Origin of the sequence: Mesorhizobium silamurunense (assembly GCF_014843905.1) — a bacterium.
Classification (GTDB): Bacteria; Pseudomonadota; Alphaproteobacteria; order Rhizobiales; family Rhizobiaceae; genus Mesorhizobium; species Mesorhizobium silamurunense.
The window spans coordinates 1-26,728 of record NZ_LPVS01000086.1 but is presented as its reverse complement, the minus strand read 5'-3'; the positions used below and the strand labels follow the sequence as shown (position 1 = coordinate 26,728).

26 protein-coding genes and 2 pseudogenes are annotated in these 26,728 nt (G+C 61.4%); 18 read left to right on the top strand and 10 right to left on the bottom strand.

Annotated elements, in window-relative coordinates:
• Positions 1–273 precede the first annotated feature (273 nt).
• Both AU465_RS24990 and AU465_RS24985 read right to left on the bottom strand, forming a co-directional pair.
• The gene (locus tag AU465_RS24990; protein WP_192254238.1) at positions 274–1,584 is read right to left on the bottom strand and encodes a type II toxin-antitoxin system HipA family toxin; all 1,311 of its coding nucleotides are present in this window, start codon (positions 1,582–1,584) and stop codon (positions 274–276) included.
• Positions 1,584–1,838, bottom strand: coding sequence for a helix-turn-helix domain-containing protein (locus tag AU465_RS24985; RefSeq protein WP_192254236.1), 255 nt, complete (start codon positions 1,836–1,838; stop codon positions 1,584–1,586). Before AU465_RS24985 ends, AU465_RS24990 begins: the two co-directional genes overlap by 1 nt.
• A gap of 301 nt (positions 1,839–2,139) precedes the next feature.
• Between AU465_RS24985 and AU465_RS36740 the strand changes: the two are divergent.
• Positions 2,140–2,268 (top strand): annotated as a pseudogene (locus AU465_RS36740) (CopG family transcriptional regulator); the annotation flags it as partial.
• Positions 2,269–2,395: 127 nt separating this feature from the next.
• Here AU465_RS36740 and AU465_RS24980 read toward each other — a convergent pair.
• The gene (locus AU465_RS24980) at positions 2,396–3,952 is read right to left on the bottom strand and encodes a Fic family protein (RefSeq protein ID WP_192254234.1); all 1,557 of its coding nucleotides are present in this window, start codon (positions 3,950–3,952) and stop codon (positions 2,396–2,398) included.
• A 274-nt stretch (positions 3,953–4,226) separates the two neighbouring features.
• On the opposite strand from AU465_RS24980, the gene AU465_RS37220 reads away from it, so the two are divergent.
• From AU465_RS37220 to AU465_RS24930, 11 genes are all read left to right on the top strand, one after another.
• Positions 4,227–4,355: a hypothetical protein gene (locus AU465_RS37220; RefSeq protein ID WP_281396881.1), complete on the top strand. Its 129-nt coding sequence runs from the start codon at positions 4,227–4,229 to the stop codon at positions 4,353–4,355.
• 183 nt (positions 4,356–4,538) lie between these two features.
• Positions 4,539–5,522 carry a P-type conjugative transfer ATPase TrbB gene (gene trbB / locus AU465_RS24975; protein ID WP_192254232.1) on the top strand — a complete coding sequence of 328 codons (984 nt, stop codon included), beginning with the start codon at positions 4,539–4,541 and terminating at the stop codon, positions 5,520–5,522.
• A complete protein-coding gene (locus AU465_RS24970; RefSeq protein WP_192254230.1) occupies positions 5,519–5,851 on the top strand; it encodes a TrbC/VirB2 family type IV secretion system protein in 333 nt (110 codons plus the stop codon). Before trbB ends, AU465_RS24970 begins: the two co-directional genes overlap by 4 nt.
• On the top strand, positions 5,851–6,126 hold the full coding sequence (locus AU465_RS24965) for a VirB3 family type IV secretion system protein (RefSeq protein WP_192254228.1): 276 nt from the start codon (positions 5,851–5,853) through the stop codon (positions 6,124–6,126). Before AU465_RS24970 ends, AU465_RS24965 begins: the two co-directional genes overlap by 1 nt.
• Before the next feature lie 10 nt (positions 6,127–6,136).
• Positions 6,137–8,593, top strand: coding sequence for a conjugal transfer protein TrbE (gene trbE / locus AU465_RS24960; protein ID WP_192254226.1), 2,457 nt, complete (start codon positions 6,137–6,139; stop codon positions 8,591–8,593).
• The gene (gene trbJ, locus AU465_RS24955; RefSeq protein WP_192254224.1) at positions 8,590–9,348 is read left to right on the top strand and encodes a P-type conjugative transfer protein TrbJ; all 759 of its coding nucleotides are present in this window, start codon (positions 8,590–8,592) and stop codon (positions 9,346–9,348) included. The genes trbE and trbJ overlap by 4 nt, the downstream gene beginning before the upstream one ends.
• Positions 9,349–9,359: 11 nt before the next feature.
• On the top strand, positions 9,360–9,683 hold the full coding sequence (gene trbK-alt / locus AU465_RS24950) for a putative entry exclusion protein TrbK-alt (protein ID WP_192254222.1): 324 nt from the start codon (positions 9,360–9,362) through the stop codon (positions 9,681–9,683).
• A 2-nt stretch (positions 9,684–9,685) separates the two neighbouring features.
• Complete coding sequence (gene trbL / locus AU465_RS24945; protein ID WP_192254220.1) at positions 9,686–11,053, top strand: P-type conjugative transfer protein TrbL; 1,368 nt, start codon at positions 9,686–9,688, stop codon at positions 11,051–11,053.
• 3 nt (positions 11,054–11,056) lie between these two features.
• A complete protein-coding gene (gene trbF, locus AU465_RS24940) occupies positions 11,057–11,746 on the top strand; it encodes a conjugal transfer protein TrbF (protein WP_192254218.1) in 690 nt (229 codons plus the stop codon).
• Positions 11,743–12,804, top strand: a complete 1,062-nt coding sequence (gene trbG, locus AU465_RS24935; protein WP_192254216.1) for a P-type conjugative transfer protein TrbG — start codon at positions 11,743–11,745, stop codon at positions 12,802–12,804. Before trbF ends, trbG begins: the two co-directional genes overlap by 4 nt.
• Positions 12,801–13,943 carry a TraB/TrbI/VirB10 family type IV secretion system protein gene (locus AU465_RS24930; RefSeq protein WP_192254214.1) on the top strand — a complete coding sequence of 381 codons (1,143 nt, stop codon included), beginning with the start codon at positions 12,801–12,803 and terminating at the stop codon, positions 13,941–13,943. Before trbG ends, AU465_RS24930 begins: the two co-directional genes overlap by 4 nt.
• Before the next feature lie 127 nt (positions 13,944–14,070).
• Here AU465_RS24930 and AU465_RS24925 read toward each other — a convergent pair whose 3' ends face one another.
• Together AU465_RS24925 and AU465_RS24920 are read right to left on the bottom strand one after the other, a co-directional pair.
• Positions 14,071–15,093, bottom strand: a complete 1,023-nt coding sequence (locus AU465_RS24925) for an ABC transporter transmembrane domain-containing protein (protein ID WP_192254212.1) — start codon at positions 15,091–15,093, stop codon at positions 14,071–14,073.
• Positions 15,090–15,716: a cation-transporting P-type ATPase gene (locus tag AU465_RS24920; protein WP_192254210.1), complete on the bottom strand. Its 627-nt coding sequence runs from the start codon at positions 15,714–15,716 to the stop codon at positions 15,090–15,092. Before AU465_RS24920 ends, AU465_RS24925 begins: the two co-directional genes overlap by 4 nt.
• Positions 15,717–16,033: 317 nt before the next feature.
• On the opposite strand from AU465_RS24920, the pseudogene AU465_RS36735 reads away from it, so the two are divergent.
• A pseudogene (locus AU465_RS36735) lies at positions 16,034–16,154 on the top strand (DUF2274 domain-containing protein); the annotation flags it as partial.
• Between the two features lie 156 nt (positions 16,155–16,310).
• Here the strand turns inward: AU465_RS36735 and AU465_RS24910 are convergent.
• The 4 genes from AU465_RS24910 to AU465_RS24895 form a co-directional block, all read right to left on the bottom strand.
• Positions 16,311–17,315 carry an ABC transporter substrate-binding protein gene (locus AU465_RS24910; protein WP_376774896.1) on the bottom strand — a complete coding sequence of 335 codons (1,005 nt, stop codon included), beginning with the start codon at positions 17,313–17,315 and terminating at the stop codon, positions 16,311–16,313.
• Between the two features lie 124 nt (positions 17,316–17,439).
• The gene (locus AU465_RS24905) at positions 17,440–18,246 is read right to left on the bottom strand and encodes an ABC transporter permease (protein WP_376774895.1); all 807 of its coding nucleotides are present in this window, start codon (positions 18,244–18,246) and stop codon (positions 17,440–17,442) included.
• Positions 18,247–18,298: 52 nt separating this feature from the next.
• Entirely contained in the window at positions 18,299–19,132 is an 834-nt protein-coding gene (locus tag AU465_RS24900) for an ABC transporter permease (RefSeq protein WP_246506371.1), read from the bottom strand.
• A gap of 59 nt (positions 19,133–19,191) precedes the next feature.
• On the bottom strand, positions 19,192–20,304 hold the full coding sequence (locus tag AU465_RS24895; RefSeq protein WP_192254204.1) for an ABC transporter ATP-binding protein: 1,113 nt from the start codon (positions 20,302–20,304) through the stop codon (positions 19,192–19,194).
• A 226-nt stretch (positions 20,305–20,530) separates the two neighbouring features.
• Here AU465_RS24895 and AU465_RS24890 point away from each other — a divergent pair, with 226 nt between their 5' ends.
• From AU465_RS24890 to AU465_RS24870, 5 genes are all read left to right on the top strand, one after another.
• Positions 20,531–21,220 (top strand): GntR family transcriptional regulator, encoded by a 690-nt coding sequence (locus tag AU465_RS24890; protein WP_192254202.1) that lies wholly within the window; start codon positions 20,531–20,533, stop codon positions 21,218–21,220.
• Between the two features lie 102 nt (positions 21,221–21,322).
• Positions 21,323–22,678 (top strand): aspartate aminotransferase family protein, encoded by a 1,356-nt coding sequence (locus AU465_RS24885; protein ID WP_192254200.1) that lies wholly within the window; start codon positions 21,323–21,325, stop codon positions 22,676–22,678.
• Positions 22,678–24,393, top strand: coding sequence for an acetolactate synthase catalytic subunit (locus AU465_RS24880; RefSeq protein WP_192254198.1), 1,716 nt, complete (start codon positions 22,678–22,680; stop codon positions 24,391–24,393). Before AU465_RS24885 ends, AU465_RS24880 begins: the two co-directional genes overlap by 1 nt.
• Positions 24,390–25,163, top strand: coding sequence for an SDR family oxidoreductase (locus AU465_RS24875; RefSeq protein ID WP_192254196.1), 774 nt, complete (start codon positions 24,390–24,392; stop codon positions 25,161–25,163). The genes AU465_RS24880 and AU465_RS24875 overlap by 4 nt, the downstream gene beginning before the upstream one ends.
• A 14-nt stretch (positions 25,164–25,177) precedes the next feature.
• On the top strand, positions 25,178–25,870 hold the full coding sequence (locus AU465_RS24870; protein ID WP_192254194.1) for a winged helix family transcriptional regulator: 693 nt from the start codon (positions 25,178–25,180) through the stop codon (positions 25,868–25,870).
• A gap of 53 nt (positions 25,871–25,923) precedes the next feature.
• Here the strand turns inward: AU465_RS24870 and AU465_RS38145 are convergent, their stop codons facing one another.
• On the bottom strand, positions 25,924–26,148 hold the full coding sequence (locus AU465_RS38145; protein WP_512699441.1) for a Y4oE-related protein: 225 nt from the start codon (positions 26,146–26,148) through the stop codon (positions 25,924–25,926).
• Positions 26,149–26,728: the final 580 nt, after the last annotated feature.

Sequence of the window (26,728 nt, the reverse complement as noted above, 5' to 3'; positions counted from 1 at the left end):
TCTCGCGTTGGCCGAGGCGGTCCCTTCCAGCCTCCTTCAAACGGGCAATCTTGACACCACGGAACGTAGATCGTGCCTGCTTCTTGGGTGCCGCCGCCGATCACGGGACCGCCACCCTTCCAAGCATCCGCCATACTGGAATGTTCGATGATCTGGTCCGAGTCCTTCCCATAGGCGTCTTTCCAGCGCCGCCCCACCTCCTTCCGATGGCATGCCAGCCGAATTGGCGATGTTCATGTAGGCGAATGGCTATTGCTGTCTCTTGAGCTCGGATCAATTTGCATCAGCAAGAAGCATCGCACGCCTGCCTATGGCCGACCTGAGTGAGTCGACAACCTGTCCAGGAAAGCCATGCGGTAATGAGGAGATCACGGTGTCAGCCTGCTTCTGAGCGTTTCCGGCAATGTCTTCGAAAATTCGGCGCATGACAGGGATGCCCACGCCAGCGATCGCAGCGGTTTGCGCGAAGTGGCGGGGCACAATCTCATGCACCGAATAGTGCCGGCTCTTGCCGACTGACATTGCCAACTTGAATTTCTTGCGGGGGATCTGTCCGGCATCAAGGCTCGGCTGCGCGCTCAGTACGTCGTAGAGGGGCGTCATGCGGAACCGCCCGCCAGGACCGAGGAAGATACTGAAGTTCTTGGCGTGGCCGTCGGTCGCGCCAATCAGCCAGAACAAAACGCAGGCGCGCAAGAAGGTACCGATATCTTCTTCAGGCGTGTCGCTGCCCTTCAGAAGCTCGACGATCTCAGCGATGCCGGGACCGCCATCGGACTGATATTTGCGCGTCGGCGGCACCGACAGCGCTTGACAGACATCCTCCTGCGGCAGGCGCAGGAGGCGGCCGTCGCGAGCCCACAGCCGGTCGAAGCGCTCGACGATAAGCGTTCGGCGCTCCCCGAAATCAGATATCTCTGTCTTGGCGGCAGGAACGCCGAACGCCTCGAGCAGCTTAAGGCACAGATACTCGTTCTCAACGCTATTGCAGAGGTCGATGCCATTCGGCAACCTGCCGATCTGCGGTTTCAGGATGTGGGTGGTCGCCGCCGTGCCGACCGGCTTGAACCAGCGCCCGTCCTTGCGTAGCAGCGCCGTCTTTTCCTGGGCCCCTGCAATCGAGATGCGGAAATCCTCATCCTTGCCGAGGCCGAGAGGAGCGGCAGCAAGGTTTTCGATTATTCCGGCGATGTCCTTTTTGCTGACTTGCTTGCCGTCGCTGCTGCCAGGATTGCCGGGATCGAGGCCGTCGGGCAGGAACTGCAGCGCGCCGACGCAGTCATGGCCGAGGGCGGCGAGCATGCTGTAGGCGTCAGTACCAGCCGCACCGACGCGTTCGGCAACGCGCTTGCGGATGGCGTCACTGTCAGGAAGCAGGTTGTCGAAGACGTTGATCACAGGCGCGCCGATATAGCGGTCCTCCCGCAAGGGAAGGGAGAGCGAGACCGGGAAAGTGCCACGCCAGTCCAGCCATTGGCGGGCGTATTGGAAGTCTACGGCGCCTGTTGATTCTCTGCGCAGCACGCCCACCAGGCGTCCGTTCAGGAAGACATTCAGCGGCGTGTGAGCCGGCCGGCGTGCCATCAGAACAGGTCCTCGATCTCAGCGGCGCTGCCTTTGCTGCGTGGACGAACCATGAGCTCAAGGCCGAGGGCCGAGAGAACGGCCATCAACGTGCTGAGCTGCACCGCTGGTTCGCCGGCTTCAAGACGGGACACCGTGGCCTGGCGCAGGTGGATCTGGCTGCCGAGCGTCTCTTGCGTGAGGGCGGCCTGCCTGCGGGCGCGACGCAGGATGGCACCGAGTTGCTTTTCGTTGCGGGCGATCTGGTCGGTCATGATAAGCCTCCAGGTTTAATATACGCGCTCGCGTATAATTCGTCAATATACGCGAGCGCGTATAAAAATTACAAATACGTGAATCCGTATAAACCTGAGATATACGCAATCGCGTATGGGGCTCATAACGTGTCTCAATACGCAGTGCTATTCCCCAACCAGGAAGCGCGGCAAGCGCAGCCGTGTCGTCATCAGGCGAAGCAAGGCGAAACCGGGACCGCCTTTCTCCAGGGCCCAGGCCGCGCGTGCCAAGGCCGCCGAACGTTACGAAGCCTTCGTCACGGCGCTGGGACGGCGCCTGGCGAGGGTGGCCGCGCGTGCCAAGGCCGCCGAACGTTACGAAGCCTTCGTCACGGCGCTGGGACGGCGCCTGGCGAGGGTGCCGAAGCTGCGGCAGAAGATTTCCGAGGATATCAACCCGGCTGAAGATAACGGAATGCCAATCCCCTGCCGGATAGCAGCCTCCTGTTCGCATCAACGGCTTGCTCATTGCGCCATGACGGCGAACTGCCAGAGCGGTAGACGTTTTTGCCTGCCGTATCTGTGGTTGCGGTCGCTTAACCGGCCGGGAGTGTCGCGGTTGTCTCCCCCGACAATCCTTTGCGAGCCAATTCGCCGAGAAAACGACTGAACGGAACGATATCTTGGTGGACACTGGCCTGCTCGAGAGCGGCCATGTAGTGGGCGCGGAGCTGCACCGGAATGACAGTCCAGGGATAACCGCCAGCCGCCATCATGACATTCATCAAGAACCTCCCCATGCGACCATTCCCGTCCATGTAGGGGTGGATATAGACAAAGATGAAATGCCCGAGGACGACACGCACCGCTGGGTGCTCCTCTGCCTCGAGAATCTCAAAAAAGACAGGCATCGTGTCCCGCACGGCATTGGGCGGCAGCGGAACAGGCATGGAATTGCGGATGAACACGCGCTCGCTGCGGTAGCCCGCGAGATCGCCAGGTTTGACGATACCCACGGTCACGCTGGGGGCGAATAGCTCGCGGTACCACCCTCCATGATCGTCATCGACGACGCGGCCAGGGTTTTGATTGGCAAGTACAGACGCCACGCTCTGTTTGACCGCTTCGAAAGCCTGGTAGTAACCGCGCGCCGCGAGCGCGTCGCGGTGATCGCCGTCCTGCGCATTCCCGTCGGGGTTCCAGGTGCCGCTGCGCACACGATCCATCAGTTCGGGGCTGACCCGGTAACCTTCGATCGAGAGCGAATGATAGGCATCGGTGGCATAGACGTCATCGACGTGCTGAAGATAGCCATCGACGTCATTCGGGCGTCCGGGCGCCTCTGGAAAATTCCTAATGGCCGCGCCGCGCATTTCTTGCCACATCAGTCTGATCCGTCCGGCATAGGGTGACGTCTCGCGGCGCGGCAGGGACAACTGCACCCGTGTATCGAATGGGTCGGTTTCGCGAACCGTGTAGCCGGCGGCCTGCATGCCGCGGACAATGTCATCTGCGATGCGCTCGCGGCCGATGTTACGAAAAGCACCGGCGAGGCGGCCAGCAATCGTGCTGTGACCTCCTTCGAGCAGGCGCGTGAGAATTTCAGAGGCATCCGAGAACATCGCCAATGCCGTCCGCCCGTCGGTCGGTTTTTGCGTGAAGAATGCGGGTGAGGCTTCGACGAGCGCCGCCGGCAAGGCGTAGAGACGAAGGCCGTCTGTCTCAACAATATCGCGAGCAACCGGCATGCTGGCTCGCATGTCGAAAATCGAGGTGCCGTGCAAAAGCGTGGTGGGCTTGTTGCCTCCGGCGGGAGATCGCACCAGCAATTGCCCCGGGACCGTACGATTGCCGGCATGGAAGGAGAGGGACGGTTCGGGGGCGATGCACCAGTCTTTGCCGAAGCGATCATTCAAATAGTTGGCGCAAAAATCCCAAAATGAGGCGAACCAGCCTGTCGTCTCGCCCTTACGCTGATGGGGATTGGCCGAGATGTACCAGCCCTTCATGACTTCTTGCAGGAAGCCTCCTTTGAGGAGCCGTTCGCGATGGGTGCGTGAGAGATCGCTGGAGCGGATAGCGACGGTCTGCTGATCCTGCAGTTCCTTAAGCGCGGCGAGCGACTCGGCCAACTTCTGATGGGGCGGTGCCATCTTGCCTGGTCCTTAGGTTTTTGTGTCGCGCTCATTAGGGGTTTGCGCTGCATTCCTATTAGGGTTTTATGACGCGCACTTATTAGGTTATTATGTTGCACCATTGTTAGGGTATTGTGCAATAGGCTATTCAAAGAGCAGGGGGCGCTCTGTTGCCTGCGCCCCCGAACCCCGAGTCTCGGTTTGGGCCATGCCGACAGACGGATAGAGCCATCGCTGGCTAAGCCCGCAGCGGCGAAAGCCAGCTTGGAATCGTCAAGGAGCAATCAGGATCTTGATCGGCGACGACGACGAAGATGATCAGGTGACGAGTATGACAATCATGCCGACGACGTCGGCGCCGACGTTGCCGATGATCATCCTGTCGCTGATGCTGTCTATCGCCACTTCTGAGGTTCGATGATTCGATCTGCGAAGCCGTTCTCGAATCGAAGGAAGGCAACGGCGGCACCGTCCTTCTCCTGTATTTACACGCCACACTACTACGCCTCGATATACTTGTTGAAGCGATCCAGCATCCGGCTCTTTTAATCATCCCCGACCGGGGACCGCCTGACCAGTTCCCGACAAACAAAATGGGGACCAGATGGCGGTTTCGCACAACAACACAGAAGCGCGTACGCGCAGTTCGCGCATGCTGCGCACAGCGCTCGGAGCCGCCATCACACGGTTGCTGGACGATCCCGCAATCGTCGAAGTGATGCTGAACCCGGATGGCCGAATCTGGATTGATCAGCTCGCCGAAGGTCTGGCCGATACGGGGGAGGTGCTGTCGGCCGCCGATGGCGAACGCATTGTGCGCTTGGTCGCCCATCACGTCGGGGCGGAGGTACATCCTCGTTCTCCGCGCGTGTCGGCCGAATTACCGGAAACCGGCGAACGTTTCGAAGGGCTGCTGCCGCCAGTCGTTGCAGCACCTGCCTTCGCAATCCGCAAACCTGCCGTCGCTGTCTTCACGTTGGACGACTACGTGGCGGCGGGCATCATGACCGCGAACCAGGCCGTGACTCTGCTTGCCGCTGTCGCAGCCCGTGCAAACATTCTCGTTGCCGGCGGCACTTCCACCGGCAAGACGACGTTGACCAACGCCCTGCTCGCCGAAGTGGCGAAGGGGGCGGATCGTGTCGTCATCATCGAGGACACGCGCGAGCTGCAATGCTCCGCGCCCAACCTTGTCGTCATGCGGACCAAGGATGGTGTCGCTACGCTCGCCGATCTCGTCCGATCCTCGCTTCGCCTGCGCCCCGACCGTATTCCCATCGGCGAGGTGCGCGGCTCGGAAGCCCTCGACCTTCTGAAGGCATGGGGCACCGGGCACCCCGGTGGCATCGGCACCATTCATGCCGGCTCCGGGATCGGTGCCCTGCGCCGTCTCGAGCAACTTATCCAGGAAGCCGTCGTCACCGTCCCGCGCGCGCTGATTGCGGAAACCATCGACCTCGTCGCTGTTCTATCCGGACGCGGGTCCGCGCGCAGGCTCACCGAACTCACGCGCGTCGAAGGGCTTGGCCCCGACGGCGACTATCGCACCTCCCAAGCCACCCCGAACGACACAGGAGACAATTCATGATCCGCACGTTTTCGCGCGACTACAGTTATGCGGCTACTGCCGCCACGACGCTCGCCATCAGTCTGATGTGCGCCTCGGCCGCCAATGCGGCCGGCTCGTCGATGCCCTGGGAGCAACCGCTGGAGAGGATCCTTCAGTCGATCGAAGGCCCGGTCTCCAAGATCATTGCCGTCATCATCATCATTGTGACCGGGCTGACACTTGCCTTTGGCGATACCTCCGGGGGGTTCAGGCGGCTGATCCAGATCGTCTTCGGCCTGTCGATCGCCTTCGCGGCGTCCAGCTTCTTTCTGTCGTTCTTCTCATTCGGCGGCGGAGCACTGATCTGATGGCCTTCGAGCAGCTCGATGCGGTACCGGGGTTCACCGTTCCCGTCCACAGAGCATTGACCGAGCACATCCTGCTCGCAGGCGCGCCGCGTTCAATAGCAATTTTGAACGGCACGCTGGCAGGCGCGGTTGGCCTCGGCCTCCGCCTCTGGCTGGTCGGTCTTGTCCTCTGGGTGCTCGGCCATTTCACGGCCGTATGGGCCGCGAAACGCGATCCGCTGTTCGTGGAAGTCGGCCGTCGGCATCTGCGCATCCCCGGCCATCTATCGGTTTGAGGCCGCGGCGATGATGAACCTTGCCGAATTCCGCCGCACCGCCAGCCGCCTTGCTGACTACCTGCCTTGGGCCGCGCTCGTCACGAAAGGAGTAGTGCTCAACAAGGATGGGAGTTTTCAGCGCACGGCGAAGTTTCGCGGACCGGATCTCGATTCCGCTGTCGCAGCGGAGCTGGTCGCGGTGTCCTCCCGCATCAACAACGCCTTTCGTCGTCTAGGCTCCGGTTGGAGCATCTTCGTCGAGGCACAGCGGCATGAGGCAGCGACCTATCCCGACAGCCAGTTTCCCGACCCTGCTTCAGGCTTGGTGGATGCCGAGCGCAAAGCCGACTTCGAGGAGGAGGGGATCCACTTCGTGTCGACTTACTTCCTCACGTTCGTCTATCTGCCGCCGGCCGAGGATATCGCTCGCGCGGAGAGATGGCTTTACGAGGGCCGCGAACATTCGGACGTGGACGCGCACGAAACCCTGCGCGCCTTTGTCGACCGCACGGAGCGCGTGCTTTCTCTGCTCGACGGCTTCATGCCGGAATGCCAGTGGCTCGATGACAGCCAGACGCTGACCTACCTGCATTCGACTGTCTCCACGAAGCGCCATAGGGTGCGCGTTCCGGAGACGCCAATCTATCTCGATGCGCTGCTGGCCGACCAGCCATTGACCGGCGGGCTTGAGCCGCGCCTTGGCGACCAGCATCTGCGCGTGCTCACCATCGTCGGGTTCCCGGCCGTGACGACACCAGGCCTGCTCGATGATCTCAATCGGCTAGCCTTTCCCTATCGATGGGCAACGCGCGCGATCCTGCTCGACAAGGTCGACGCTGCCAAGCTGCTGACGAAGATCCGGCGGCAATGGTTTGCCAAAAGGAAGAGCATCGCCGCGATCCTGAAGGAGGTCATGACAAACGAGGCGTCCGTGCTCGTGGACACGGACGCCGCCAACAAGGCGGCCGACGCCGACATGGCATTACAGGAACTCGGCGCTGACGTCTCGGGCATGGCCTATGTCACCGCGACTATCGCGGTCTGGGATGCCGACCCGCGTCTTGCGGATGAGAAACTGCGCCTGGTCGAGAAAGTCGTCCAGGGGCGCGACTTCACGGCAATCGTCGAAACCGTCAATGCAGTCGACGCCTGGCTGGGCTCGTTGCCAGGGCATGCCTACGCCAATGTCCGCCAGCCGCCGATCTCGACGCTAAATCTTGCCCACATGATCCCCCTCTCTGCCGTGTGGGCCGGGCCGGAACGGGACGAGCATTTGGGTAGCCCTCCCTTGCTTTACGGCAAGACCGAAGGCTCGACCCCGTTCCGGTTGTCCCTCCACGTCGACGACGTCGGCCACACCCTCGTCGTCGGCCCCACGGGCGCGGGCAAGTCGGTGTTGCTCGCGCTGATGGCCTTGCAGTTTCGCCGCTATGCGCGCTCGCAGGTTTTCGCCTTCGACTTCGGCGGCTCGATCCGTGCCGCAGCGCTCGCCATGGGCGGAGACTGGCACGACCTTGGGGGTGGGCTCACCGAAGGCAGCGAAGCCTCCGTCTCGCTCCAACCGCTCGCACGCATACAGGACACCTATGAGCGCGCCTGGGCGGCCGACTGGGTTCTTGCGATCCTTGCGCGCGAAGGCATCCCGGTCACCCCGGATGTCAAGGAGCACATCTGGACCGCACTGACATCGCTCGCCTCGGCACCGGTCGAGGAGCGCACCATCACCGGCCTTTGCGTACTGCTTCAGGCGAACGATCTGAAACAAGCGCTCCAGTCCTATTGCATCGGAGGCCCGTACGGCCGCCTGCTCGATTCCGAGGCCGAGCACCTCGGCAAGGCATCCGTGCAGGCGTTCGAGATCGAGGGCCTCGTTGGCACCGGCGCAGCGCCGGCCGTTCTATCTTATTTGTTCCACCGCATTGGTGACCGGCTCGACGGGCGGCCGTCATTGCTCATCATCGACGAGGGCTGGCTGGCGCTCGATGATGAAGGCTTCGCGACCCAGCTTCGCGAGTGGTTGAAGACGCTGCGCAAGAAGAACGCCAGCGTGGTCTTTGCCACCCAGTCGCTTTCCGACATCGACAATTCGGGGATCGCACCGGCGATTATCGAGAGCTGCCCGACCAGGCTGCTCTTGCCGAACGAACGCGCAATCGAGCCGCAGATCACAGCAATCTATCGTCGCTTTGGCCTCAACGACCGCCAGATTGAGATCCTGGCGCGCGCGACGCCCAAACGCGATTACTACTGCCAGTCACGGCGCGGCAACCGTCTGTTTGAACTCGGCCTGTCGGAGATCGGTCTCGCGCTCTGCGCAGCATCCTCCAAGACCGATCAGGCTTTGATCGCCAGCATGGTTGCCGAGCACGGTCGCGACGGTTTCCTCGCCGCCTGGCTGCGGGCCCGAAACGCCGGCTGGGCCGCTGACCTCATTCCCGACCTGCCCACTCCCATCCCACGAGCCGAAAAGGAGCCCCAATCATGAATGCCTTTCGCATCCGCTCGCACGCCTTCGCACTGGCCACGGCAATGCTCGCTCCGCCGCTCTTGGTGTCGCCGATAGTGGTTGCACCGGCGCATGCGTTCATCGTGTTTGATCCCTCGAACTATGCGCAAAATGTGCTGACGGCAGCACGGTCGCTTCAGCAGATCACCAACCAGATCACATCGCTTCAGAATGAAGCGCAGATGCTGATCAACCAGGCTCGCAACCTTGCAAGCCTGCCGTTTTCCTCCCTCCAGCAATTGCAGCAATCGCTACAGCGAACGCAGCAGCTCCTCGGTGAAGCGCAAAACATCGCCTTTGACGTCCAAGAGGTCGACAAGATCTTTGAGCAGCAATACGGCTCGGTTTCACTCTCCTCTTCCGATCAGCAGCTTGTCGCGGATGCCCGCTCGCGCTGGCAAAACACGGTTGGCGGCCTCCAGGATGCCATGCGCGTGCAGGCCGGCGTCGCCGGCAATATCGAGACCAATCGCTCCCAAATGTCGGCGCTGGTCGGCGCCAGCCAATCCGCGACCGGCGCGCTGCAGGCGACGCAGGCCGGCAACCAGCTTCTCGCACTCCAGGCCCAGCAACTCACCGACCTAACCGCCGTCGTCGCTGCCAACGGTCGTGCCCAGGCGCTGACAGAAGCCGAACGTGCGGCTGCTGCGGAACAGGGTCGCGTGCAGCGCCGCCGCTTCCTCGCCCCCGGCTCCGGTTACCAGGCCGGCAATGCCTCAATGTTCAACCGCTGAGGATCACGACAGTGGATGGCAAGACCCTTGCTCGCACCATCGCCGTCATCTTCGTTGCCATCGCAGTCGCCGCGACAGTTGTCGAGATGACCCGGAAGGAGGACAAGCCTGAGGCAGCAGTGCTCGAGGCGCCGGCGACGTCGCAGAGCCCGCTCCGCGAGGGTCTTCGCCGTTGCCAGGTGCTCGGTGAGGGTGCGTTGCGCGACAGCGGCTGTTTGCGCCTGTGGAGCGAGCAGCGCGACCGTTTCCTCGGTTCCAAAGCGCCATTTGCGAGCTCGACTTCACAGCGGGTCACCCTGCCGTCGCCGGATGCGAACTCGCCGGGGGCTCGATAGGCATGGGCAGCACCGGCATTATCGACCAATTCCTCGGCACGTTTACGCGTTACATAGACAGTGGCTTCGGCTTGCTCGGCGGCGAAGTCGCGTTCGTCGCCACCACCCTGATCGTCATTGATGTGACGCTCGCGGCCCTCTTTTGGAGTTGGGGCGCCGACGACGACATCCTCGCGCGGCTCGTCAAGAAGACGCTGTTCGTGGGCGTCTTCGCTTACCTGATTTCCAACTGGAACAGTCTTGCCCGGATCGTCTTCGAAAGCTTCTCCGGCCTCGGCCTCAAGGCAAGCGGCACCGGATTCACAGTCCAGGACCTGCTGCGGCCTGGCAAGGTGGCGCAGACCGGGCTCGACGCTGGACGACCGTTACTCGAGGCCATCTCGGGGCTGATGGGCTATGTGTCTTTCTTCGAAAATTTCATTCAGATCGCTTGCCTGCTTTTCGCATGGGCGCTTGTCCTGCTTGCCTTCTTCATTCTGGCTGTGCAGCTCTTCGTCACGCTGATCGAATTCAAGCTGTCGACGCTGGCAGGCTTCGTCCTGATCCCGTTCGGCCTCTTCGGCAAGACGGCCTTCATGGCTGAACGCGTGCTCGGCAACGTCATTTCGTCCGGTATCAAGGTACTTGTTCTTGCCGTCGTGATCGGCATCGGCTCGACGCTCTTCAGCGAATTCACCCAAGGTTTCGGTGGCGAGAATCCTACCATCGATCAAGCCATGGCGATCGTGCTGGCGGCACTGTCGCTGCTCGGTCTCGGCATCTTCGGCCCTGGCATTGCCAATGGTCTGGTCTCGGGCGGACCGCAGCTTGGTGCCGGCGCCGCGGTTGGCACGGGCCTCGCCGCTGGCGGCACGGCGCTCGTCGCCGGCGGCGCTGCGGGCCTTGCAGCACGTGGAGGAGCCACCGCTTTCTCCGGAGCGGCTAGGAGCGGCTCATTTTTCGCGGGAGGCGCTTCGACCGCTTATGCCCTCGGGTCGGCCGGCCAGACCGGCGCCGGTGGCGTCGCCTCAGGTCTAGGTGGCGTCGTAGGCGCTGCTATGTCCGGCGCAGCCTCGCCACTCAAGCGTGCTGCGGCGCGCGCCAGTCAATCAATGAAGTTGAGCTTTGCCTCCGGCGTCAGTTCCGCCGTCGAAGCGACCGGTGGTTCATCGACACTAGGGACTGTGGGAGAGGCGGGCGAGCCTGCCAACGATCCATCGTTTGGTCGCGCTGGCCAAGCCAGCAGCGCAGCACAAGGCCCGCCTGCCTGGGCCAAACGCATGCAGCGATCCCAGCGCCTGTCTCATGGTGTCCAGGCCACTGCCCATGCCGTGCGCTCCGGCGAGGCCCACGGCAGCGGAAACTCCATTTCTCTTTCTGAAGGCAAGTGATCCATGAACATCTTCAGACGACCCGCCGTTCACTACGGTAAGACACCTCAACCGGAGACGCCTTACCAGAAGGCAGCGCAGGTTTGGGACGAGCGCATCGGTTCGGCCCGCGTGCAGGCGAGGAACTGGCGCATCATGGCCTTCGGATCGCTGATCCTGTCGGCTGGCCTTGTCGGCTCCCTCGTCTGGCAGTCGAGCCGAGGCACGGTCGTGCCATGGGTCGTGCAAGTCGATACTCTCGGGCAGGCGCAGACGGTCGCGCCTGCGACCACCGACTATAAGCCTACCGATCCGCAAATAGCATGGCATCTCGCCCGCTTCGTCGAACAGGTCCGATCAATCCCGGCCGATCCGATCATCGTGCGCCAGAACTGGCTACGCGCCTATGAATGGACGACCGACCAAGGTGCTGCGGCGCTCAACGACTATGCCCGCGCCAACGAACCGTTCGCCAAGATCGGCAAGCAGCAGGTCGCGGTCGAAGTGTCCTCGGTCATCCGCGCTTCTGCGGCTTCCTTCCGCGTCGCCTGGACCGAGCGTCATTACGAAAGCGGCCAGCTCTCTACCACAGAGCACTGGACCGCGATCCTGACAATCGTGGTCCAGCCGCCAAACGATGCCGAACGGCTTCGGGCCAATCCGCTCGGCATCTACGTCAACGCCATCAACTGGTCGCGGGAGATGACCCAATGAAGCTGGCATTGCGCGTTTTGACCACTCCTGCCTTTCATGGATACGCATGCGCGGCGGTTTTGGTTTCGGGGGCCATGCTCGGAGGCTGTGCCACGTCTCAGAAGCCGCCGCAGATTGACTACGATGCCTTCGTGCCGCCTTTGCCAACGGTCCCGGCTGTCGCGACTGATGGGAAGCCGAAACCGTTGCATGTCCCGCCGAGCTGGTCGCCGACACGGGGTGGCGCCGAAGCCAATACGCCTGAGGCGCGCGTCGAGAACGCCAACGCAGCCGCTCGCGTCCAGCCGCGGCGCGAGGGCTATTATAACGCCATCCAGATATATCCTTGGAGCGAAGGGGCGCTCTACCAGGTCTATGCCGCGCCAGGGCAGATAACAGATATCGCGCTCGAGCCGGGTGAGAGCCTTACTGGCACCGGCCCCATCGCAGCGGGCGATACTACGCGCTGGATCATCGGCGACACCGAAAGTGGCTCAGGAGTTACGCGGCGCGTCCATGTGCTGGTGAAGCCCTCGCGTGCGGACATCTCCACCAATCTCGTCATCACCACCGATCGACGCAGCTATATGATCGAGCTGCGTGCGGATCAGAAGCCTTACATGCCAGCCGTGGCCTGGGCTTATCCGGCTCAGCGCACCGGCAAGGAGCAGGTCGTTCCGTCAACGCCAATCATCCCGGATGTTGCCACGCGCAACTACCGCTATGGCCTCGGAGGGGACGCTCCGGCATGGAGGCCGGTCGCCGTCTACGACGATGGCAGGCGCGTCTACGTCGAGTTTCCGCGTGGGATCGTGCAGGGCGAGATGCCACCCATCTTTGTCATTGGTCCGGATGGCGAGGCCCAGATCGCCAACAGCCGCGTCTACGCAAACATCCTGATCGTTGACCGCCTCTTCGGCGCAGCTGAACTTCGTCTAGGCAGCGGCAAGCGGCAACAGACCGTCAGGATCGTACGTAGGGATGGGGCGGCAACCGGTCGACTGCCGTGGATGTCACGCTTTGGCACAGCATCGAAAGTTCCCAACCCACCAAGGCAGAGGGGAGGGCACGTGTCATGAACGAGAACGAAATCGCCGCTCAGTCCATGCGGCTTCGCGCCGAGGCGCCTCGTGTCACCCGCCTGTCGCGTAAGGTGCTCGCTGGCATCGCCTTCGTTGCGTCGCTCGGCATTGGCGGCGCGCTGATATACGCGCTTCAGACCCGCAATACCGGCTCGCATGGCGAAGAACTCTATTCGACTTCAAATCGCCAGCCGGCCGAAGGCCTGGCCAGCCTGCCACGTGACTACACCGGCCCGATCCTTGGGCCGCCGCTGCCCGGCGATCTCGGGCGGCCGATACTCGACGCCCAGAACAAAGGGCAGCCCGTGGTGCCGCCAACCATCGCGACCCCCACGGTCGACGAGGCCGAACAACGCCGTTTGGCTGAACAGGAGGCTGCACGAACGTCGCGCGTCTTTTTCCAGACAGGGGCGGGCGCATCAACGACAACAGAAGCGCCTGGCAACGGCGACACGTCGGACCTTGCTGGTTCCGGCATCACCGGCCAGACAGCGCAGGATCGTCAGCTAGCCTTTCTGAATGCGGCCGCCGATCGTCGCACGGTGGCGCGCGATCGTGTCACGGCTCCGGCATCGCCCTACGTACTTCAGGCCGGAGCCGTCATCCCTGCCGCGCTCATCACCGGTATCCGGTCAGATCTACCCGGCCAGATCACCGCGCAGGTAACGGAGAATGTCTACGACAGTCCAACGGGTCGGGCACTCCTGATCCCGCAAGGTACCCGCATTATCGGCGAATATGACAACGGGGTTGGTTTCGGACAGCGTCGCGTCCTGCTTGTCTGGAGCAGACTGATCTTCCCCAATGGGCATTCGATCGTTCTGGAGCGCCAGCCAGGCGCGGACACTCAGGGCTATGCCGGCCTTGAGGATGGTGTGGACTTCCACTGGGGCGAACTCTTCAAGGCGGCCGCGCTCTCGACCATACTCAGTGTTGGGGCCGAGGCAGGCTCGTCTGGTCAGGAGAGTGAGATCGTGCGGGCGTTACGCAGCGGCGCTTCCGACAGCGTCAGCCAGGTCGGCCAACAGATTGTGGAGCGCCAGCTTCAGATTGCACCAACGCTGACGATACGGCCGGGTTTCCCAGTTCGCGTGATCGTCACCCACGACCTCATGCTCGAACCTTACGGAGGATGAAATGGCCAAGCTGAAGCTGGCGCCCACGGGGGCGTCTCCAGCCAGCGGTACAACGCGAAGCGGTGCTCAAGGAGACAGCTCCGCCTGAAGCTGTCCTAGTGGCTTTACTGGCTGGCAAGATCATCGATCAATTCTGACTGTGCGCGGAATGTCCGGTTTGCGCGGGATGAGCGCCGTCGACCCACTGGACGATCATCCGGAATTGCACTTTCGCTTGCCAATACGCGCGATAGAAGTCGAGAAGTTCTCCCGTGGGTTCCGACAAGCGTTGGAAGCCCGAAATGAAGGCGACGACGGTGCCGATCGTCGTCTGCCCGCGGATCACAAGATAGCCGCCAACGATCAGGACCATCAGGGACCCCATCGCGTTGGCTATATTCAGCAACGTCTTCAGCCCGAATTTCAACAAATAGAATTCAATGCGGTTGCTGAAGATCGTGCGTATGGTGCGAAAGGCTGCTCGGCGCTTCGTCGAGTGGCTGGCGAAGGAATTGACTGCTTGGTTGCCAAGCTTTCGGACCAGCGCGACCTGCCGTTCCACGAGTGTGTTCAGGTCCTTCTGCATGTAAAGCGCAAGCAGGATCTGCGGCAGGAGTGACACGCCGCTGACCAGAGCGATCACCGGCTGCATGTAGATCATGTAAGATACGACGGAGATCATGATCGTGACGTTGACTACGCATTCAGAGATGCTGGTGCCGACAAATACGCCAACATAGTCGATCTCGTTGCCGATGATGCTGGCGGTCTGACCACTCCTTGCGTGCTCGCGCGCGGACCTTTGCGTGGCGACGAGAGCGAGTTGGTCGCGGGCCGTCTTCACCACGCTCTCTCCGACCCAGCCCTGATAGACGATCAGTGCGTATTTCAGCCCCGCATGCAGGAGTATAGCCGCAAGATACAGGCCGCCGAGCATCAGGAGCGCCCGCACGTTCTTGTCGGCAATCGCCACATCGACGACCCGTCTCTGCAGGTCGATGGGGATAAAGTTGGCCAAGGCAACCGAAATTGCGATCACGCTGATATAGACCTGATGCATGCCGCTGGCGCGCCGGACAAAACTGGGAAACTTCTCGCCAGAGCGCATCGCGTCGGCCATCGGCTCAAACGGGGTGAAGCGCCGCGCAATTGTCGCGAAAATTCCGCTCACCTTCGGTGCGCCTCCGTCGCCCCCATTTCCGGTCCAGCCGATAAGGGCAACGCACCCTGTCGGTGACCAGCTGAACGGGCATCCTCAATCAGGCCCGGGACTGTCGCTCGGCCATGCCTTGCGCGCCGGCGTGGTCCGGGGTGGTGCCGGTCGTGCTCGAAGAAGAGCCTCTTCGACCATTCCGAGACCAGGGCATAGGCGATCGTGATGCGCTGCTTCAACGCGCCGACCGCGCGAGACGCGCTGTATTCCTGACTGAAGCCGAGACCGCAACTCGCTAGGATGATTGCTCCGATGATGACGGCCTCGCGGCCTTCACCGATAACAACGGAAACGATCGCCGCGACGATCCGGATCAGAACCAGCGGATTGCGAAACTGCCGCAACACCGCCAGCGCTTGTTCTCGCCGATGATCGGCGAACGTGTTTGGCCCGTGGCGCGAGAGCGCGTTGCGCGCCTCGGTCGAAGTCAGCCGGGTAGGCCGAGAGCGGCATTCGTGCATCACCTCGATAGCCGGTCGCGACCAGTAGGGCTCGCCCACGCCGCGCCACGTTGGGCAGGCTGAGTTCTCGATCATCACGGTTTGATAGCGAAGAAGGCCGCGAGCCCCCTTGATCGGCATCAAGGCTGGGAGAATTTACGATCCGAGCTCAAGCAGGCAGGCTGCGCGATAGATGCGCTGGAGAGCTCAGAGTGTTGCGTGAACCGGGACCATCGTCCTGCCGGAGCCGCTGCTAGGACAAGCTTATGAAGGGAGGCCAGATCGGTGAAGTAAAGCTCCGGGATAAGACCTCCTTCGGGGCCGTTGATCGCCGGGACGGGCTCGAGCGCGCCCCGGCGATCAATGATCCGCCGAGTTCGTCATCGTGCGTATGTTCGGCAATCATCATAGCAACCAGACATCACAGACGTGAGACACCCTCATAGAGTCTGGATAACGCCGAGATCCTTGGCCGCGAGGCGGGGAACCCTCCTGCGGATCCCGATACGCCTGATCGTCCCCATCCTGGAGCGGTTCATTGCAACGGATCGGGCCTTTACGAAGGCGAAGCGCACAGCGGGAAGTTCAAAACCAAAGGACGAAAGTCCTGCACGCCACTCCCGTCGCTTGGGCAAGGTTGAACTGCAAAGTCGATTGCCCTAATGACCCGGCGCCGGGTCATCAAGCTTCTTCTTGGAGACCTCAGCGGACTATCGTCCCGACCTGAACTTCCAGCTATCGGATCCAGTTGTTCCAGCGTTCCAACAGCATGGCCGCATTCGCATTGATCCAATCGGCATCGGGCACGACTATCGAATTGCGGATGTCGTCGGCACTAGGCATCGTCTTTCGCGCTTGATCCGACATCAACGCAATGGCTTCGATGCTTGGCGGCGTACACGACAGCACCTCGCAGGCCTGCGCCTGTGCCTTTGGCGAGTTGAGCCAAAACGCGATCAACTTGAGCGCATTCTCATGATGGGGGGCGCCTTTGATGAGCGAAATGCGATCGCCGACCAGGAACGACGCCTTGCTGGACCATGCAATCGGCAGCCCCTCGGTTTGCATCGCCTTTGCCCTCGTCAGCCAGATCTGGCCCAGGGAATACTCCTCGTTGCGGAAGCCTTGCACGCTTTGATCGCCGGTTTTCCACCACAGCGTGATCGCCGGTCGAATCTGATCTAGCTTGGCCAGCGCACGGTCGACATCGAGCGGAAACAATTTGTCCTTGGCGACGCCGTCTGCCAACAGCGCGGCTGCCATGACGCGCCAGGGATCATCGAAGTTCGGAAAGGCTCGCCCGCCGGGGAACCTCTTGGTGTCCCACATGTCCGCCCAGGTTTCGGGAACTGGCCCGCCCGGCTTGCCGGTCCGGTAAGCCAGAAGCGTGGCAGTCGACTGGAGTAGCGCGCCGCCGGGCGCGCAAGCGTTTGGACTGAGGTCCTTTCGGTTGGCAAATTGCTGGCAGAACGCGCTCAGATCCTCCGTTACCTGGCGATGCGCTTCGGAAGCCGCTTGGATTTCCCCATCGAGATAGAGGTCCCATGTGACATTCCCGGCCTTCACCATCGCGCTCGCCTTGGCGCGCATTTCGGCGTTGGTCGCGACGACGGTCACGACCTGGATTCCTGTCTCCTTGGTAAAGGGATCAAACCAGGCCGCCTTCAGCGCCCGGTCATAGGCGCCCCCGGTTGAAGCTATGACCACCTGTTCAGTGGCCGATGCCCAATTCATGGACATGGCAAGTGGCACCAAGCATGCGAAGGCACAATTGGGCAGCCGAAGCCGGATGTTAGACAAACGAGTCGAGTCGGATGACATGCGGTTCTCCTTTTGATTTGATGCTTTTCGATTGGATCGGGCGCTACCGCCGCCCGTCACTCGGCTGGCCAACCGTATGCGCCAGCGCCATGAGCAGCAGCGAAAGCCCAACGAAGGTCGTCGAGGCAGCCGCAATCACCGGCGTGAGGTTGAAGTCGATGTCCTCGAACATCTTTCGGCCAATCGATTTGCCGCTGATGTCCGAGATGAAGAAGGCCACGGTCGCTTCGTCGAAGGACGCAAGGAAAGCAAAGACCGAAGCAGCGAAGATGCCAGGCGCGATGTTGGGGAGCACAATCCGAAAGAAGGCCCGCACGCGGTTTGCCCCACAGCTCAATGCGGCGAGCTCCAAGGTCGGATCAAAACGCTGCAGCGATGCACTGACGGTGATCACCACATAGGGAACCGCAAGAACGGTGTGAGCCACCAGGAAGCCGGTAAAGCTCCCTGTGAGCTGCAAGGGCGAAAAGACCAGGTAGAGGGCGACACCCAAGACGATGTGCGGGACGATCATCGGTCCAAGAGATATCGCCAGGACCGTGTTCTTGAAGGGCAGGTTCCCACGCACTAGTGCCAGCGCCGTCATGGTTCCAACGACGGTGGCGCTGAGCGTGGTCGCGATGGCAATCTTGAAGCTGAACCAGGTCGCAGCCATCCAGTCGGGATCGCCAAAGAACCTCCCGTACCAATCCAAGGTCAATCCACGCGGTGGGAACTGCAGATAATCGGTTTGGCTGAGCGACATCGGCACGATGAGCAGCGTCGGCAGCACAAGGAAAAACAACACTGTCCCGACGATCAGCCCACCGCCGAGCAGTGCCACCAGCCTGCGCAGCCGCAAAGCGGCCACGCGTTGGTATCGCCCTGCGCTCACGGGCAGGGCAGGCAGCCCGGACGACTGGTCAATAAACACTGGACAATCCCTTGCTGAAGGAAAGCGACTTGCGAAACGCGGCGACGATCAGAAGCGTGATGGCTAGCAGAACGGTCGACAGTGCCGCCGCGAAGGGCCAATCGAGCAGGACGGTGGTCTGCTGGCCGATCAGTGAGGCCATCATCATCGATTCAGGCCCGCCCACCAAAGCAGGCGTGATGTAAAAACCAAGCGCAAGCACGAAGCACAGGATGGCGCCGGCAAACACGCCGGGCAGGCTTAGCGGTAGTGTCACAAGGAAGAAGGCCTTGACCTTTCCGGCCCCAAGATTGTGCGCCGCCCGCACATAATCATTGGGTACAGCCCGAAGGCTCGAGAAGATGGGCAGAATAGCAAAAGGCAGCAGGACGTGCGTCATTGCGACGATCACGGCGCCTTGCGTGTAAAGCAGCTTGATCGGTCCTTGTGTCAGCCCCTCCGAGATGAGCAGAGAGTTTATGAGGCCATTGCGCTGGAGAAGAACGATCCATGCATAAGAGCGGATCAAAACGGACGTCCACAGAGGGATGAGAACACATGCGGTCGTGATTGCCGCGGCGTGCTTCCTGAGCCGCGCCATTGCGAGCGCGACCGGGTAGCCCAGAACGACGCAGGCAAATGTAACGGAAACCGCAGTCACGATGCTGCTTGCAAGTACCATCGCATAAAGAGGCTCTCGCAGCAGGCGACCATAAGTGGCCGACGGACCTGCCGAGAGACTGAGCATGAATAGTCTGGCCAGCGGGTAGAGAAATCCTATCGCGAGGATCGCAATAGCAGGGGCAATCAGAATCCAGGACACCGCCGGGGTGTAGCTTCGCATTGATCGAGCCCGCGGCCTGTCCTTCATCCGTGACGATCGTGAGGAAGGTTGCGGCTGCCTCATGCGGCCAGCCTTTCCCCTGCCGGAAACGCCTGCAGCGTCGCTTCGTCGAACGCTACCGCAACGAGTGCCCCACGCTCGAGGCCGGCTATTTGATCGGCCGGCATCTGCACACGCAGCACAATTTCTGGCAGAGCTTCCGGGCGGATAAGGAGAATCTGCGTTGGCCCAACAAAGATGGAAGCCTCAACGGTACCGGCCAACATTCCGGGCGTGTTGTCCGCCCGTGGCGCAATCTTGATGTGCTCGGGCCTGATGGCGAGGCATACAGCACTCCCCTCGAATGGAATTGCCCGTCTTCCGCCCCTTGTCGCCTTGAGCACGATGCCCTCGGCGACTTGAATGACGTGCTTGCCGGCTTCGTTGCCGACATGGATGCCGGGGACGAAGTTCATGGCTCCGATGAAGTCTGCAACGAGAGCGCTGCTCGGACGACGGTAGAGTTCGGACGGTGTTCCAATCTGCTGTAATGAGCCATGATGCATGACCGCGACGCGATCCGACAGCGTCAGAGCCTCCTCCTGGTCATGCGTCACATAGATGACCGTAGCGCCGAGCCGCTCCTGGATGCGCTTGATCTCGATCTGCATGGCCTCACGCAGCTTCTTGTCGAGCGCCCCAAGCGGTTCGTCCATCAAGATGACGGGAGGATCAAAAACGAGCGCACGTGCGACCGCGACGCGCTGCTGCTGGCCTCCCGACAGTTGGCTTGGATAGCGATCCCCGTGCTGCGGCAACTGGACCAGCTCGAGCATCTCGTCCACGCGGGCAGCGATGGCGGATTTCGCGGCCCTGCGACGCATTTTGAGCGGAAAGGCGATGTTCTGCCTGACGGTCAGGTGCGGAAACAGCGCATATTTCTGGAAAACCATTCCGATGTCGCGAAGGTTGGGCGCAAGACAGGTGATGTCTTTGTCGCCGATGCGGATCGCCCCGCTGGAGGGCGGCTCAAATCCGGCGATAAGCGTCAAAAGTGACGTCTTGCCCGATCCTGAGGGACCGACGATGGAGACGAATTCGCCCGCCCCGATTTCCAGATCGGTTTCGTTCACCGCGACAATATCTCCGTAGCTCTTGCGGAGCCGGGAAAGGGTCAATGCCTGGCCAATCAATGCTGCCTCCTCTGTTCTTGGCATAGGGGCCGGCCTGCCCCGCCACGCGGGCGCAGGCATTCCGCAATCCAGCGCCTCGGCCACCTGGATCCGTGGTTTCGCTGCTCGTGACAGACGCGGGGAGCGCTGCTAAAAAGAGAAGTTGATGCGACAATTCCTTTGCAAAAACTTCACATGATATTTTTGTTGCATCAAAACTGGGGACTGTCAACAGAGATCGGATAGAATGGTGCTGGATCTGAAGACCGTGGCTGGAGCTGGTGGGCAGGGCGCCAGCTTGGGGGACGCCGCCTATCGGGAAATGAAAGAGCGCCTGATCCGTGGGAAGTACCGGCCAGGCTACAAAATGACGGTTCGCGCCGTGGCTGGCGAATTGGGGGTGAGTTCGACGCCGGCCCGCGATGCCATCAACCGGCTGACCAGCGAAGGCGCGCTGGTCTACGCGGGACCGAAGACCGTCATCGTGCCCGTCTTGGGGGAATTGGATCTGAAAGAGCTGACGACGATAAGGATTGCCCTGGAAGGACTTGCTTCCGAGAAGGCTGCGCCTTTCGGATCGGCGCAACACGTTGAACTGCTTGGTCAAATTCAAGGCAGAATCAGCGCGGCTCTCGACGCTGGCAATTACGGGGAGGCGCTATGGCACAACAAGGAATTTCACTTCCATGTCTATGAGCTAGCCGGTCTCCCACATCTGATCACGATGATCGAAAGCCTGTGGCTGCGCGTCGGGCCCTCACTCTACAATCTCTATCCAGAGTTCGCCCAGGAGAGAAGCGGGGTGCGAAATCATCAGATGGCGATGGAAGCGCTTGCCGAGCGGGATGGCGCCGCGTTGCGGGCGGCCTTCGAGAACGACATTCGCGACGGTTATCGTCGGTTACGGCTCGCGGCCAGGCGCTCGGCTCCCGCCTGATCAGATTTTTGTTGCACGGACTTGACGTCTCGTAATTTTGTTGCAACAAACTCGCGAAGTTCGCACGAACGCGGACCTGAATTTCCCACGGAAAGCCCGAACATGCTCTCGCAGAACGCCAATACGGGAAGGCCGGCGCCTGATCGCGCCCGGTCGTCCAATCTCTATCGCCGTGGCCAGCGGGTATTCCCCGCAGGCGTTACACGGGCGACCATCGAGAAAGATCCGCTGCCCATTTATCTTGAGAGAGGCGAGGGCGCCTATGTCGTTGACGTCGACGGCAATCGGCTGCTCGATCTCAACAGCAATTTCACGACGTTGATTCACGGACATGGCTTCGGCCCCGTGGTCGAAGCCATCGGTCACGTGCTGCGGCAGGGCACGTGTTTTGCCAATCCCATGGAGCATGAAATCGCGCTGGCCGAACTTCTGGTGTCGCGCATTCCTGCTGTCGAGCAGGTGCGGTTTGTAAACAGCGGCACCGAAGCGGTGATGTATGCCCTGAAGGCCGCGCGCGCCTTCACCGGCCGATCCTCGATCGTGCGCTTCGAAGGCGCCTACCACGGAGCCTACGATTGGGCCGAGGCTGGCCAAAACGGTGTCGGCGAGAGTGGCGTGTCGGGCAGGCGCCTGCCGAAGCTCGGCTATACAGGGGCGCCCAAGGCGATCGCCGACAGCGTGATCGTTCTTGATTTCAACGACGCCTCGGGCCTCGAAGCGGCCATTGCTCCGGCAGCGGCTGACATCGCCGCCATCCTGGTGGATCCGATGCCGAGTCGAGCCGGGCTCCTGCATCCGTCCGCTGACTTCATTACGGCACTTTCCGCAACGGCGCGCAAACTCGGTATTCTCATCGTTGCTGACGAGGTTCTCAACTTGCGCCAGGGCTTTGCCGGCGCCTCGGCGCGTTACGGACTGGAACCCGACCTGGTCGCCGCCGGCAAGATCATCGGTGGCGGCTTTCCCATCGGAGCCATCGGCGGCCGAGCCGACGTCATGGCGGTCTTCGGTACCGACGACAATGCGCCGGTCGTCTCACAGGGCGGTACCTTTTCCGCGAATCCTATCTCGATGATCGCTGGCCGGATCGCGATGGAAGCTTTGACGCCCGATGCCTTCAGCCATTTGGAGGAACTGGGCGATCGAGTGCGAAGCGGTTTGACGCAGGCGATCTCAAAAAGAGGGGCGCCGTTTTCGGTCTCTGGAGCCGCGTCGTTGTTCCGCATCCATCCAAAGAAGGATGTGCCGGCAACCTACCGGGCAGCGCAGATGTCGGCGCAGGAATCTTCAACCATGCGCGCTTTGACAAGGCATTTCCTTGATCGGGGAATTCTCCTGCCGTTCGGCGCGGCTGCTTGCCTTTCGACACCCATGACGGCCACGGAGATGGATCGGATTGTCGCCGTCTTCGATGATTTCCTTGCTCAAGGTGAGCCAAGCGACGGAGACAAGCAATAATGCAATCGGCTCTTACCAAAGCCACCGTTGCTGATCGGATCGCGGACGCGCTGAAGCGGCACGGAGTGGAAATGATCTTTGCCCAGAGCTTGCCCTCGGCCGTTATCCTGGCGGCTGAAGCGCGAGGCATTCGTCAAATCGCCTATCGGCAGGAGAACATGGGTGGCGCCATGTCGGACGGATATGCGCGGCTGTCCGGCAAGGTTGGCGTGGTTGCGGCACAAAACGGCCCAGCGGCGACCCTGCTGGTGGCGCCATTGGCCGAATGTCTCAAGGCAAGCATTCCTGTGGTCGCGCTTGTCCAGGATGTCGAACGCGACCAGACCGATCGCAATGCTTTTCAGGACTTCGATCAGATTGCCCTGTTTCAGTCCTGCACGAAATGGGTCAGGCGCCTGACCGTTGCGGAAAGAGTCGACGACTATGTCGATGCGGCATTTACCGCCGCCACGTCCGGCCGCTCCGGGCCGGTCGCCCTGCTTCTGCCGGCCGATTTGCTTCGATCGCCGGCGGTCGAGCAAAGCCGGCCTCGCGCAAGCTGCTTGGGACGCTGGCCGCTTGATCACTCAAGACCGTCGGACATTGATCTGCGGCGGGTTGCCGAACAGATAGCCAGCGCGCGCTCGCCGGTGATCGTTGCCGGCGGCGGCATCCATTGCAGCCGAGCGGCTGACGAACTGGCGCGCCTTCAAGAAGAGGCAAGCATTCCTGTCTTCACGACCAATATGGGAAAAGGCGCTGTCAGCGAGCGCCATCCTCTGTCGGTGGGAGTCCTTGGCGCACTGGTTGGGCCGTGCTCGCTAGGTTTCTACAGCCAGCAACTCATGGAGGAGGCCGATCTCGTCGTGCTTATCGGCACACGGACCAACCAGAACGGCACCGACAGTTGGCGCCAGATTCCGAAGGCAGCCAGCGTCGTACACATCGATATCGACCCGACCGAGGTAGGCCGCAACTACGAGGCAACCCGCCTGGTCGGCGATGCAGCCGAGACCCTGGCCGCCTTGCGGCAGGCGCTGTCGAAGAGCGACCTGACACAGCGAATGCTCTCGCGCTCGGTGGTCGAGGCAAAGATCGCCACCTTCTGGGAGCAGTTCGAGCTTGCATGCGAACCCCGACGGACGTCGCCCCAGTCGCCGATCCGACCCGAACGCATCATGGCGGGGCTACAGCGATTTCTTGAAAGGGACATCACCATCGTTGCGGATGCCAGCTATTCCTCGATGTGGATCCTTGGGCAGTTGCGCGCACCGCGCGTCGGCGCCCGGTTCATCACACCGCGGGGATTGGCCGGACTGGGCTGGGGATTGCCGTTGGCGCTGGGCGCAAAGGCCGCTCATCCTGATCGTCCAGTCGTTGCGGTCGTTGGAGACGGCGGCTTTGCGCACAGCTGGGCGGAGCTCGAGACGATGGTGCGCATGAATTTGCCGGTTACGATCATCGTTCTCAACAATGGAATACTTGGCTTTCAGCGAGACGCCGAGACCGTGAAGTTCGGCAGTTACACCTCCGCGTGCCATTTCTCGGCGGTGGATCATGCCGGCATTGCGAAAGCGTGCGGGTGCCCTTCCGTGCGCGTCGATGACCCCGAGCAACTCCCGCCGGCCTTGAGGCGCGGGATCGAGGGTGGTGGACCGCTCCTCATCGAGGTGATGACGGACCCGGACGCGCATCCGCCTTTGTCCCTGTTTGCGGAGATGGACAAGGCAGCATGACGGACCTCCCTGAACGCGTTGCCGTCGTGGCTGGCGGCAGCTCGGGCATTGGCCTGGCGACTGTTTCGAGCCTGCTGGAGCAGAACATCAAAGTCGCTTTTTTCGGTCAAAGTCCTCAGCATGTTGAATCGGCAAAAGAGAAGCTGTCTGTGCACGCTGATGTCGGGAACATTCTGGCCCGCACCGTCGATGTGACGGAGCGCTCTCAGCTACTGAGGTTCTTCGATGAGCTGGAGAGCCTCTGGTCCATGCCGGACATCCTGGTCTACAGCGCGGGCATATCGCCAAAGGGACCTGGCGGTGCGACGCCTTTTGTCGAGGTCTCACCAGAGGAATGGCAGTTGGTGCACACCGTCAATGTCACCGGTGCGATGCTGTGCTGCCAGGCGGTCCTGCCACACATGATCAAACGGGGATTCGGCCGCATCGTGCTGGTGGGCTCTGTTGCCGGTCGCACCATTCCCAGGATCGCGGGGGCCGCTTACGTCACCTCGAAGTCGGCGCTCTCCGGCTTGACCAGGGTGCTCGTGGCCAACAGCGCCGGCCACGATATCACCGTGAATCTCGTCGCGCCCGGTCGCATCGCCACTGACATGGCTGGGCCGCCCGATAGCGAAACCAACAGGGCAGCCCTTGCCCGCATTCCAGTTGGGCGACTCGGCAAGCCAGACGACGTTGCGGCCGCAATTCGCTTCCTTGTTTCCGAGAGCGCCGGTTTCATCAACGGCGCGACCTTGGACGTTAACGGCGGAGAGTTTGCTCCCCTGTGAGGTCGGAGGGCAGGATGGAATTTCGCGTACTGATCTATTCTCAAGATGCGCAACTGTTCCTGCTTCTCCAGCACGTCCTGGCAACGGAAGGTTTCGTCGCTTCACTCGCTGGCGGGGCGCTGGTTTCCAATGATCCTGTCCAGGCGGTCGTCATCGACGGCTCCGCAGCTCGCCTGGATTTATATCCTTTCAGGGCCAACCATCCGCAAGTCAGCTTCATTCTGCTTTCAAATCAGCCCGCTGCGCCAAGGAAATTCGGCAATGCGATAGCCGACGCAGATCTCGTGCTGACACGACCGTTCGACCCATCTCGCCTCATCCAATTCCTTCGCCGCTTGCGGGCAGAAGCCTTGGTCACGAAACGGGGCATCAGATCAGTCGAAACGCTGTTGCGATTTGCCGACCTGGAGATGAACCCGACGACTGTGAAAGTACGCCGGAACGGTCACGAGGTGCCGTTGACAGCCTTGCAGTTTCGGCTTCTGCGCCACCTTCTCAAGGATCCCGAAGTCGTTCAGTCCCGCGAAACTTTGATTGCTGCGTGCTGGTCGCGGGAGGCTGAAGTCGAGCCGAGGACAGTCGATATCCACATGGGACATATACGCAGGGCGCTCAAGAGGTTTGGACCGGATCTGATCCGAACCGTACGCTCACATGGCTATGCACTGGCGGCTGAGGCGTCGTTTGACGATCCACCTTTGGCCTAACGCCAACGCGCGCATCGAGCTGGGCCTAAACCGCGGTCGCCGACAGGGCAAACCTAATTGCGCAGGCGCCCAAAGACCCGAAGCCAGAAGCTATACTCGTCCTTCTTGTCTTCGAACCATGCCGCAAGCGCGCAGAATGCCACAGCGGTAGGGGCATCACTGCCATAAAGCGCGGCGGCGTGTTGAACTATTGAAGCTTCGACAATCTCACTGGTTCCGGCGCCAAACGATTGGCCAAGCGCACAACTCGCAAGATGAGGATAAGAATTTCGAGACAAGCACAACCTCCCGCGTCCGACGCAGGTTGAGGAATTCTAAGGCCGGACGTTGGTGCTCCACTATGAGCCGTGCGGATAGAATATACCGCACCGTCCCAGGCATGTGCTTGTACACAGAGCCTACTGCGCAGAACCAGTCACTGCAAGTGATTGACTGAGATTGCTATTCTTGTCTGCACTAACGCAATTTCGCAACGGGATCTCTTAACAGCGGGCACGCTATTGGTCGCGGACTAGGCGAGTTCGCATTCCAGGCGACGGGTAGCGGCCAGGTAGGCGATCAGCTGGTTGAATTCTTGCGATGGACAGTCGAACGCTCGAGTTGGCTGACTGTCTTGGATTACCGCTTCGCACGAGGGTCGACACGTCGGCGCCGAGGTTCAGAAGGTCTCGACCGGGGCCGACGAAGCAGTAGGCCCGCTTGTGGTCAGGGAAGAACGATAGCGGAGCTTCAACCTCCAAGATCAGATGTCGTGACTTGACCCGAAGAGGACCTATGTCCAGCGCACAGCGAATGGCCGCTTTGCGCCCATTGAACGAACCCGCTCGCGCGGGAGGGCGCGGGTTTCGAGGTGTGCGG

Excerpts from the sequence above, each read along its gene's own strand:
- trbL (WP_192254220.1), top strand. The coding sequence starts at position 9,686 with ATGGGCAGCACCGGCATTATCGACCAATTCCTCGGCACGTTTACGCGT.
- AU465_RS24900 (WP_246506371.1), bottom strand. The coding sequence starts at position 19,132 with ATGCGAAGCTACACCCCGGCGGTGTCCTGGATTCTGATTGCCCCTGCT.
- AU465_RS24990 (WP_192254238.1), bottom strand. The coding sequence starts at position 1,584 with ATGGCACGCCGGCCGGCTCACACGCCGCTGAATGTCTTCCTGAACGGA.
- trbE (WP_192254226.1), top strand. The coding sequence starts at position 6,137 with ATGATGAACCTTGCCGAATTCCGCCGCACCGCCAGCCGCCTTGCTGAC.
- AU465_RS24885 (WP_192254200.1), top strand. The coding sequence starts at position 21,323 with ATGCTCTCGCAGAACGCCAATACGGGAAGGCCGGCGCCTGATCGCGCC.
- AU465_RS24970 (WP_192254230.1), top strand. The coding sequence starts at position 5,519 with ATGATCCGCACGTTTTCGCGCGACTACAGTTATGCGGCTACTGCCGCC.
- AU465_RS24965 (WP_192254228.1), top strand. The coding sequence starts at position 5,851 with ATGGCCTTCGAGCAGCTCGATGCGGTACCGGGGTTCACCGTTCCCGTC.
- AU465_RS24980 (WP_192254234.1), bottom strand. The coding sequence starts at position 3,952 with ATGGCACCGCCCCATCAGAAGTTGGCCGAGTCGCTCGCCGCGCTTAAG.
- AU465_RS24910 (WP_376774896.1), bottom strand. The coding sequence starts at position 17,315 with ATGTCCATGAATTGGGCATCGGCCACTGAACAGGTGGTCATAGCTTCA.
- AU465_RS24870 (WP_192254194.1), top strand. The coding sequence starts at position 25,178 with ATGGAATTTCGCGTACTGATCTATTCTCAAGATGCGCAACTGTTCCTG.
- AU465_RS24880 (WP_192254198.1), top strand. The coding sequence starts at position 22,678 with ATGCAATCGGCTCTTACCAAAGCCACCGTTGCTGATCGGATCGCGGAC.
- AU465_RS24890 (WP_192254202.1), top strand. The coding sequence starts at position 20,531 with ATGGTGCTGGATCTGAAGACCGTGGCTGGAGCTGGTGGGCAGGGCGCC.
- trbJ (WP_192254224.1), top strand. The coding sequence starts at position 8,590 with ATGAATGCCTTTCGCATCCGCTCGCACGCCTTCGCACTGGCCACGGCA.
- trbG (WP_192254216.1), top strand. The coding sequence starts at position 11,743 with ATGAAGCTGGCATTGCGCGTTTTGACCACTCCTGCCTTTCATGGATAC.
- trbF (WP_192254218.1), top strand. The coding sequence starts at position 11,057 with ATGAACATCTTCAGACGACCCGCCGTTCACTACGGTAAGACACCTCAA.
- AU465_RS24930 (WP_192254214.1), top strand. The coding sequence starts at position 12,801 with ATGAACGAGAACGAAATCGCCGCTCAGTCCATGCGGCTTCGCGCCGAG.
- AU465_RS24875 (WP_192254196.1), top strand. The coding sequence starts at position 24,390 with ATGACGGACCTCCCTGAACGCGTTGCCGTCGTGGCTGGCGGCAGCTCG.
- AU465_RS24920 (WP_192254210.1), bottom strand. The coding sequence starts at position 15,716 with ATGCCGATCAAGGGGGCTCGCGGCCTTCTTCGCTATCAAACCGTGATG.
- AU465_RS24985 (WP_192254236.1), bottom strand. The coding sequence starts at position 1,838 with ATGACCGACCAGATCGCCCGCAACGAAAAGCAACTCGGTGCCATCCTG.
- trbB (WP_192254232.1), top strand. The coding sequence starts at position 4,539 with ATGGCGGTTTCGCACAACAACACAGAAGCGCGTACGCGCAGTTCGCGC.